Here is a 9,426-nt window from a genome sequence, read left to right as displayed (position 1 = left end):
AATTGCTATAATAAAATTCTCTCGAACCATTTTTAGTTGTTACCTCCGATTATAACACCCGGTTTATTTACCAATGGAACTTTGGATAAATTCTCATCCACGATGCTCTCCGGAAGAAATATATATTTTTTGTCGTAAATTGTATTTCCAATATAATAGCTCAACCAATATTCGTTGGTCAAACCAAATACTTGCTCATCTATTGCTTCAATCTGAACAGCCTTATTAGGTTGGATATCTCCCAAAAAGTGGCGCAGAGTAGTCGTTTTCACTTCACGACCGTCTTTGATACCATATCCTTTAGACGACACCAGCACATTGGTGAGCAGTTCGTTTTTTTCATTCACCAAATATACTGTCCAGTTTTTGACTTCTGGCGTAGAGCTCTCCAATACTACTGCAATAGATATGTCCTCTACGATATTAACAGGCAAATCTTTTTTCATTCTTATTTCTTTTTCGTTGCAGTCTTCGTGCTACTTTTCTTTGCTGTTGTTTTTTTAGCCCCTGTCTTTTTAGAAGGAGATTTTGTAGTTTTTCCCGCCGTTTTTGATTTTGGTGCTTTCGGATCTTCTTCAGCCCATTTCAATACATCTGCATACGTGATGGCATTCACATCTGTTCCTTTCGGAATTTTCAGATTTTGCTTACCAAAACGTACAAAAGGTCCCCAACGTCCATTTTCTATTTGTGCCTCTGGATTTTCATCAAATACACGAATGATTTTTTCTATATCCTTTTGGCGTTTTTCTTTGATAATCTCAATCGCTTGTTCTTGCGTCACATCCAATGGATCCAATCCTTTTGGTAAAGAATAGAAAGCCGAATTGTGACGGATGTATGGTCCGAAGCGACCAATCGCTACGGTCATCTCCTTTTCTTCAAATTCACCCACTTTTTTCGGAAGCTTGAATAACTCCATAGCTTCTTCAAATGTAATCGTCTCAATCATCTGCCCTTTTCGTAGGGATGCAAATACAGGTTTCTCCTCATCATCTTGCGCTCCAATCTGAACCAAAGGGCCAAAACGGCCGACACGTACGCTCACAGGCTTTCCAGAAACTGGATCTACACCTAGCTCACGCTCATGTGAAGCACGCTCTGCATTTTCTAACGTATCTTCTACTTCATGATGGAATGGGCGATAGAAGTTTTCCAACATATCCGTCCACTCTTTGTTACCTTGGGCGATTTCATCAAATTCACGCTCTACTTTCGCTGTAAAATTAAAGTCAACGATACCTTTAAAGTGTTCGACTAAAAAGTCATTCACCAATACACCGATATCTGTAGGGAACATTTTGTTGCGCTCCACTCCTGTCATTTCGGTTTTTGTGACTTCTGCAACGCTGCCCGAAGACAAAGTCAAAACTTTATAGTCTCTCGGCTTACCGTCGCGATCTTCCTTCACGACATAACCACGATTTTGAATCGTAGAGATTGTCGGTGCATAAGTAGACGGGCGACCAATACCCAATTCTTCTAGTTTCTTAACCAAAGAAGCCTCTGTAAAACGAGCGGGAGGTCTAGAGAAACGCTCTGTCGCCGTCATTTCTGTCAAGTTCAATGACTGACCAACTTCCAGTGGCGGTAATAGCGTATTATCCGTATCATCATCTAATGTATTATCCTGATCGTCATCCAATGACTCCATATAAACTTTTAGGAAACCATCAAATTTCATGATCTCACCTGTCGCGGTCAGTTCTTCATTACGCGTTGATACAGCGATTTTTGCAACAGTTTTCTCAAATTCTGCTTCACTCATTTGTGAGGCAATAGCACGTTTCCAAATCAGCTCATACAAGCGCACCTCTGAAGGTTCTGCCGAGATGGAATGATTAGCAAAATATGTAGGACGAATAGCCTCGTGAGCCTCTTGTGCTCCGCTTGATTTCGTTTTATATTGACGTTTTTTGTGGTATTTTTCGCCGTAAGCTTTTAATATTTCATCTTGTGCACCTTGAATTGCCGTATCCGATAAATTCACGGAATCCGTACGCATATAGGTGATATGCCCTGCTTCGTATAAGCGTTGTGCCACCTGCATCGTACGCGCTACCGAATAGCCCAATTTTCTACTTGCCTCTTGTTGTAAGGTCGAAGTGGTAAAAGGTGCAGAAGGATTTCTTTTTGCAGGCTTTTTCTCCAGATTAGTTACGGAATATGCCGCCTCGATACAATCATTTAAGAACTTCTCTGCCTCATCTTTTTTCGCAAAACGCTGTGGCAATTCAGCTTTAAATGATTCTCTTGCCTTGCCAGTATTGAAAATAGCAACAATCTTAAATGACGCTTCTGCATTAAATTTATTAATATCACGCTCTCGCTCTACAATCAGACGAACAGCTACGGACTGCACACGTCCCGCTGAAAGTGATGGTTTTACTTTACGCCACAAAACAGGCGACAATTCAAAACCCACCAATCTGTCCAATACGCGGCGTGCTTGCTGCGCATTTACTAAATTATAATCTATCTTACGTGGTGATTCAATGGCTTTAAGAATCGCAGGTTTAGTAATCTCGTGAAAAACGATACGTTTTGTCTTGTCTTCTTTGAGACCTAAAGTATCGAATAAGTGCCAAGAAATAGCTTCTCCCTCGCGGTCCTCATCGGATGCTAACCATACTGTCTCTGCTTCTTTAGCTAATTTCTTTAACTCACTGACTACAGCCTTCTTATCCGAAGGAACCTCATACTTTTGTTTGAACTTATTTTCGGTATCAATTGCATCATCGGTTTTCACCAAATCACGAATATGCCCATAACTTGACTTCACTAAAAAGTCACTCCCAAGATAACCCTCTATCGTTTTTGCCTTTGCAGGCGACTCCACAATTAATAAATTTTTAGCCATTTAATATGTTAAGATTTGTGCAAATATTATTATTTCAAAATGGAATGACAATATTTTTTGTCAATAAACCAAAATATTCTCTTAAAAGAACCAGTGTCCACTGACGATATCCAATAAATAAAATACCGCAAATACTACAGAAGCGATACCATTGGTAGTCATAAATGCCCTATCCACACGGGACAAATCGGTAGGGCTGACTATCCGATGCTGGTAAATCAATAGAAATCCATAAAAAGCCACTCCTATATAATATAACAAACCTACAGGAATATAAAATACAGGTAATACGACTAATATAAAGGATAGCACATGAAGTACTTCAGAAATTTTCAATGCCTTGACACCTCCAAAATTCGCAGGAATGGAATTCAAGCCATTGGCTCTATCAAATTCTTCATCTTGAAGTGCGTAAATAATATCAAATCCACTCACCCAAGTCAATACTGCTAATCCGTAAAATATAGGAACAATACCAAACTGCCCAGTCACTACCATATAGGCGCCTACAGGAGCTAAACCTAACCCTAATCCGAGTACCAAATGGCATAATGGCGAGATGCGTTTCATATACGAATAAAACAACACAACAAATAAAGCCACCGGTGATAATGCCAGACACATGGGATTGATAAAATAAGTGGCAACTATAAACACCACACAATTAATTAGTGTAAAAGCAAGAGCTTGCTTAGGACTGATCCGGCCAGCAGGAATATCACGTACAGCTGTACGAGGATTCAAGGCGTCAATATCACGATCCAAATAGCGATTGAAAGCCATAGCCGCATTGCGCGCGGTGACCATACATACCAGCATAAGTCCGAGAAGAGACCATTTGAATTCAAAATTCATCGTACTTACAGCCAAGAAAAATCCTATAAAAGCAAAAGGTAATGCAAATATGCTATGTGCAAAAAGCACTAAAGACATATATTTTTTCATATTTCTTCTTGAATAATCGGCCGCTCAAATCCAGCATTAATATCATCAATAGTCTGTAAGATCGGTTCCAATCCTACCTTATCTTCGGCTGAAGTCAAAAAACGTTGAGGCACTTCCTCAAACCATTTTAACAGGGCTCTTTTGAATTTGGCCATATTCTGGTCGGATTTCACTGTGGATTGCTTATCCCCTTTTGTAAAAATGAGCATAAAGGGTAGACCGTTCTCCCCCAACCAACAACAAAAATCCAAATCTATCTTCTGCGGTTCTAATCGTGAATCAATAAGTACAAAAATACATTGCAGATTTGGGCGAGAAGTTAAATATCGACGAATAAATTTCCCCCAGTCTGCTCTATTTTTTTTGGAAGTCTGTGCATAGCCATAGCCCGGTAAATCGACCAAATACCAATTATCATTAATGATAAAATGGTTGATCAACTGTGTTTTTCCAGGGCGTTGAGAAGTTTTTGCCAAATTTTTACGCGAAGTCAAAGCATTGATCAATGAGGATTTACCTACATTAGAACGTCCAATGAAAGCGTATTCGGGCAAATAAGGATCAGGCAACTTATCGACCTGGGTATTGCTACAAACAAATTCTGCGGTTTTTACTAGCATACAGCAAAGGTAGAATTAATTTTAACAAATGTAAAAGCTACCGAACTTGCTTCGTGTATCCTTGTGATTTTTTATTAATTTAGTCCTCTTATTACATCAGTATGTTAGCGTTAAGAAATATTGTAAAGCAATACGCCAATCATCGTGCTTTAGATGATATCTCTATGGATATCCCCGAAGGCAAAATTTTTGGTTTATTAGGGCCTAATGGTGCGGGAAAAACATCATTGATTCGCATTATCAACCAGATTACGGCTCCAGACTCTGGCTCCATCTATTTTGACAACGAATTATTATCTCCCAAACATATTGAGCAAATCGGCTATCTTCCCGAAGAAAGGGGATTATACAAAAAAATGAAGGTTGGTGAGCAGATGATTTATCTGGCCCAACTCAAAGGCTTAAGTAAAACAGAAGCCAAAAATCGCTTGTTCTATTGGTTTGACAAATTGGATATTTCCACCTGGTGGGACAAAAAAATCGAAGATCTTAGTAAGGGTATGCAACAAAAGGTACAATTCATTGCTACAGTGCTGCACGAACCCAAACTCATTATTCTCGACGAACCCTTTTCCGGATTTGACCCTGTCAATGCCCAAATTATTCAAGAAGAGATTTTAGCACTCAATAAAAAAGGTGCTACAATTATATATTCTACCCACAGGATGGAAACTGTCGAAGAGCTGTGTGATAATATTGCCTTAATAGATAAGTCAAAAAAAGTGCTTGATGGCGCTGTTAAAGACATCAAGAAACAATATCAAAACCAAACCTACCACATACAATATAAAGGCAATCTACCGGTAGAGCTTGAAACAAACGTGCTGTACGAACTTTTAGCTTTCACGGCGCAAGAGGACATGCATACTATCAAAATCAAGATCCATCCCCAATACGCATTAAATGATGTGCTGACACAACTCATTCCGTATGTACACATTTATCAGGTGCAAGAAATAGTTCCGACTATCCATGATATTTTCATTGAAAAAGTAACCCAGACCAGCCATCTCCATGAACAAAATTAAATTAATCATACAAAGAGAATACCTTACTCGGGTTCGAAAAAAATCATTTTTACTCACCACATTTCTGGTTCCATTATTTTTCATCGGAATGTATGTAGGTGTGATTCTTCTCACCAAAAAAAGTTTTGATGAGACACATGCCTATGTCTATATCGTAGATGAAACACAAGAGGTGATGGAAAAATTAAATTCCTCCAAAAATGTAACCTACATTAAAGAGAATTTAGATTTGACGACGCAGATTAATTCTCGTGCAAAAGAGGATGACAAAATGAGTATCCTACATATTCCGAAGGATTTTTATGCTACAGAGAAAGTTGATTTTCTCTCGCATGAGAAGCCCAGTCTATCTATTGAAGCAGAGATAAAAGATACGTTAAATAGTATCATTAAGGACAAAAAATACGAAACTTACGGCATAACGAAGGATGTACGTCGGTCCATCAAGTCGAATGTTTCGATCCAATCGAAAGAAATTAAAGACGGAGGCACGACGGAAGAATCGAACACCGAGGTCGCCATGGCTATTTCATTAGCACTATCTATATTGGTCTACATCTCCCTCTTTTTGTATGGATCACAGGTGATGCGGGGAATTATCGAAGAAAAAAGCAGTAGAATCATTGAGGTAATTATTTCATCGGTCAAACCTTTTCAATTGATGATGGGTAAAATAGTGGGAATTGGACTTGTGGGTCTTACCCAGTTTGCCTTATGGATCATTGTATCTATATTTTTAATCACCGTCGTGGGCTCTTCACTTGTCTCACAAGAAGAGTTTACTTCGCACGTGATGGAAAGTCAAGGACAGAAAATGAATGCGTCTGAACCGATGTCTTTTAATGGCGAGACATTTTCAGAAGTATTTCAGCTGTTGCAAAGCGTTAATTTTACGGAAATCATTGTTTGTTTCTTTATTTTCTTCTTGGGTGGATACTTAATATATAGTGCCCTATTTGCAGCTGTAGGCTCCGCTGTAGACAGCGAGACAGAAGCCAGCCAATTTACAATGCCCATTACGATGCCTTTATTGCTGACTTATGCCCTTTCTTTCGGCGTGTTGATTAATAATCCACATGGCGCAGTGGCTACTTGGCTGAGCTTTATTCCTTTTACCTCCCCTATTGCGATGTTGGTTCGGATCCCTTTCGGCGTACCGACTTGGCAAATCGTCGTTTCGGCACTTTTACTTATAATCGGCTTTATTGTCACGACTTGGATAGCTGCGCGCATCTATCGGGTGGGCATTTTGATGTACGGCAAAAAAGCAAGTTACAAGGAACTTATAAAATGGTTTAAATACAAAAGTTAATTACATTCACCCATATAATATATTATGTCAAAACTTATCAACCTACGTACTTTTAAAGAATTTTTCGAATCCAGCACCGGTGGAGGTATATTACTATTTATCTGTGTAGTACTGGCATTAATAGTTGCTAACTCACCATTGGGAGATGGCCTAATCTCCTTATTATCTACACGCGTTGGTTTTGAGAATGAATCCATTCATTTAAATTATTCCATCAAGCAATGGATAGACGATGGACTTATGGCAATTTTCTTTCTCTTGGTAGGTTTAGAAATCAAACGCGAACTCGTAGAAGGTGAATTGGCTTCTCCAAAGAAAGCAGCTTTACCGATTATTGCGGCTATTGGTGGCGCTTTGGTACCTGCGGGTATTTATGCCCTCTTCAATTATGGCACTGAAACCCAACATGGCTGGGGTATTCCGATGGCAACTGATATCGCTTTTGCCTTAGCGGTGATTTCTATGCTAGACAAACGAGTTCCACCGAGCCTGAAAGTTTTCTTAGCAGCTTTAGCAATCGTTGATGACTTATTAGCCATTTTGGTGATTGCCCTATTCTACTCTTCCGAATTACATTATACTTATCTATTATATGCTGGAGGTATATTTGCCTTACAGATGGCCTTCAACAAGTTGGGTGTAAAAAATATACTAGCTTATGTCATTCCAGGAGTTTTTATGTGGTATTTTATCCATCACTCTGGAATCCATGCGACAATTGCCGGCGTATTGACAGCCATGACTTTGCCTACCACGCCTGACGCGCAGGAATCTCCTTTGGAAAAACTGGAGCATATGTTGGCCAAACCCGTGAATTTTATAATTATTCCTTTATTTGCATTCGTCAATACGGCCATTGTAATGAGTTATGACATGTTAGGTGGTCTTACTTCCAACATGGGATTAGGTATCATCATTGGGCTTATAGTGGGCAAGTCAGTCGGCATTTTATTCACTTGCTGGATTTGTGTCAAATCTGGTTTATCCGCTTTGCCAGAGGCTGCGGGCTGGAAGCATATATTTGGTGTAGGCCTTTTAGGAGGTATTGGTTTTACCATGTCTATATTTGTATCTATGCTATCTTTTTCGGATCCCTTATTTATTGAGGAAGCTAAATTGGCGATATTAACCGCTTCGATATTAGCAGGCTTGTTGGGATATTTCTATCTAAGCTCATTAAACAATAAGAAAGTGTAAAATACTATGCTAACATAGAATTATTACTACAATATAGAATAATACAATTAGTTGATTGGTGCGGATAAATTATTTTTTTTTATCTTTAAATATAAATTAACAGAATTTATAAAACCAAAATAAACTAATAGAAATGAGTAAATTAGAAGAAAAAATTTCAAATTATATCGCTGAATCAAAAAAATTAAAACTTGATTTGAGTGATGCGCTTATTACTGCGGTAGCAAAAAGTTTAGTTCCCTCTATCTACAATGCAGACGCTGAAACAATTGCAGCAACGGATAAAGCGGAGATAGATCGCTTGAAAACTAACTTTTTAATTAAAAAATTAGGGTTAGCGGACGATTCAAAATTGGATAAAGGGATCGAAGAAGTTATCGAACAAGTAGGCAAATCCAATAAAAATAAATATAGAGTAATTGTCTATGCTTTATTGGTAAAGAAGTTCAAAAAAGAGACTCTTTACAAATAGTAAGTCTATAAAATTCCACAAAGGGCACCTCATCGAGGAGGGCACTGAAAAAGTGCTCTTCAAAAATTTGAGTATCAAAAAAAAAAAAAAAAGCACATATTTAACCCATTGAGAATCTATTATTTGAAGAGTTGTTGCTAAATGCATTCAAATAAACAAAGGATAAGGGCTTATGAGTATAAAAATTCATAAGCCCTTTTTTAGTGGATAGTTTTTCAGTGCCCTCTCATCGAGGTGCCCTTTTTTATTTTGGCTGTAGCTAATCTCAACATGTATTCGTTCTATCGGTATAGAACTTACTAAAATACATTACAATGAATAAACATATTTATAAGTTATTTTTCATCTCACTATTTAGCACCTTCATGTTGTCTAGCTGCCTGAAAGATGACCTAAATAGTCCCAATGTGCCGCAAGCTGGATTTACGATGATTAATGTGCATTCTGCATCCGATTTTATTCTTCATAGAGCGGACAACAATTTGATTCAGACGATGAATAACCCTTTACGCTTTAAAGGAATAAATTTCGTATACCTGTATCCGGGAAATAGGAAAATTCAGACTTTTGATGCAGACAATAAAATTATCGTGGATAGCACTTATTCGATAAAAGATAGTCTATTGTATACTTCATTTGTGTATACAAAAGAGCTAAACAAAGTCGGACAGCGTATGATTGAAGACGCGCTGTTGCCAAATCTGGAAACGAATTCTGCTTTTCGATTCCTCAATCTTGCCCATGATAAAATCAATGTGGATATATTTATTGGAGATACTCAAGTGATAGACAACCGTGCATATGATGGCAATACATTTGTAGCCAATAATTACAAATTTACCTCGAATACATCGGGTAATAAACGCATCTCCATAAAAAATCAGGCCGGCCAAGTACTGGCTGAAAAAGAAGTCGACTTGAAAGTACGTATGCACTATTCTATAGTCCTCATTAAGAATACGACAAATAATGAATATGAAATTTTGGTTTAT

Annotated in this window: 9 protein-coding genes; 5 read left to right on the top strand and 4 right to left on the bottom strand. The window is 38.1% G+C overall.

Annotated elements, in window-relative coordinates:
- Positions 1 to 32: 32 nt before the first annotated feature.
- The 4 genes from EDC17_RS16000 to yihA form a co-directional block, all read right to left on the bottom strand.
- Positions 33 to 446 (bottom strand): hypothetical protein, encoded by a 414-nt coding sequence (locus EDC17_RS16000; RefSeq protein ID WP_132779160.1) that lies wholly within the window; start codon positions 444 to 446, stop codon positions 33 to 35.
- 2 nt (positions 447 to 448) lie between these two features.
- Entirely contained in the window at positions 449 to 2,860 is a 2,412-nt protein-coding gene (topA, locus tag EDC17_RS15995; protein ID WP_132779158.1) for a type I DNA topoisomerase, read from the bottom strand.
- An 81-nt stretch (positions 2,861 to 2,941) separates the two neighbouring features.
- Positions 2,942 to 3,805 carry a UbiA-like polyprenyltransferase gene (locus EDC17_RS15990; RefSeq protein ID WP_132779157.1) on the bottom strand — a complete coding sequence of 288 codons (864 nt, stop codon included), beginning with the start codon at positions 3,803 to 3,805 and terminating at the stop codon, positions 2,942 to 2,944.
- Complete coding sequence (gene yihA / locus EDC17_RS15985; RefSeq protein WP_132779155.1) at positions 3,802 to 4,425, bottom strand: ribosome biogenesis GTP-binding protein YihA/YsxC; 624 nt, start codon at positions 4,423 to 4,425, stop codon at positions 3,802 to 3,804. Before yihA ends, EDC17_RS15990 begins: the two co-directional genes overlap by 4 nt.
- Before the next feature lie 101 nt (positions 4,426 to 4,526).
- Between yihA and EDC17_RS15980 the strand changes: the two genes are divergently transcribed.
- The 5 genes from EDC17_RS15980 to EDC17_RS15960 all read left to right on the top strand — a co-directional run.
- Complete coding sequence (locus EDC17_RS15980) at positions 4,527 to 5,453, top strand: ABC transporter ATP-binding protein (RefSeq protein WP_132779154.1); 927 nt, start codon at positions 4,527 to 4,529, stop codon at positions 5,451 to 5,453.
- Positions 5,440 to 6,765: an ABC transporter permease gene (locus tag EDC17_RS15975; RefSeq protein WP_132779152.1), complete on the top strand. Its 1,326-nt coding sequence runs from the start codon at positions 5,440 to 5,442 to the stop codon at positions 6,763 to 6,765. The genes EDC17_RS15980 and EDC17_RS15975 overlap by 14 nt, the downstream gene beginning before the upstream one ends.
- A gap of 24 nt (positions 6,766 to 6,789) precedes the next feature.
- Entirely contained in the window at positions 6,790 to 7,962 is a 1,173-nt protein-coding gene (gene nhaA / locus EDC17_RS15970) for a Na+/H+ antiporter NhaA (RefSeq protein ID WP_132779151.1), read from the top strand.
- Positions 7,963 to 8,095: 133 nt separating this feature from the next.
- Positions 8,096 to 8,434 (top strand): DUF2853 family protein, encoded by a 339-nt coding sequence (locus tag EDC17_RS15965; RefSeq protein WP_132779149.1) that lies wholly within the window; start codon positions 8,096 to 8,098, stop codon positions 8,432 to 8,434.
- A 314-nt stretch (positions 8,435 to 8,748) separates the two neighbouring features.
- On the top strand, positions 8,749 to 9,426 hold a 678-nt coding region (locus tag EDC17_RS15960), incomplete at its 3' end, for a DUF4397 domain-containing protein (protein WP_132779148.1).

Origin of the sequence: Sphingobacterium alimentarium (assembly GCF_004342685.1) — a bacterium.
GTDB classification, from domain to species: domain Bacteria; phylum Bacteroidota; class Bacteroidia; order Sphingobacteriales; family Sphingobacteriaceae; genus Sphingobacterium; species Sphingobacterium alimentarium.
The sequence above is the reverse complement of the archived record's forward strand: the minus strand, read 5'-3'. Positions and strand labels throughout refer to the sequence as shown.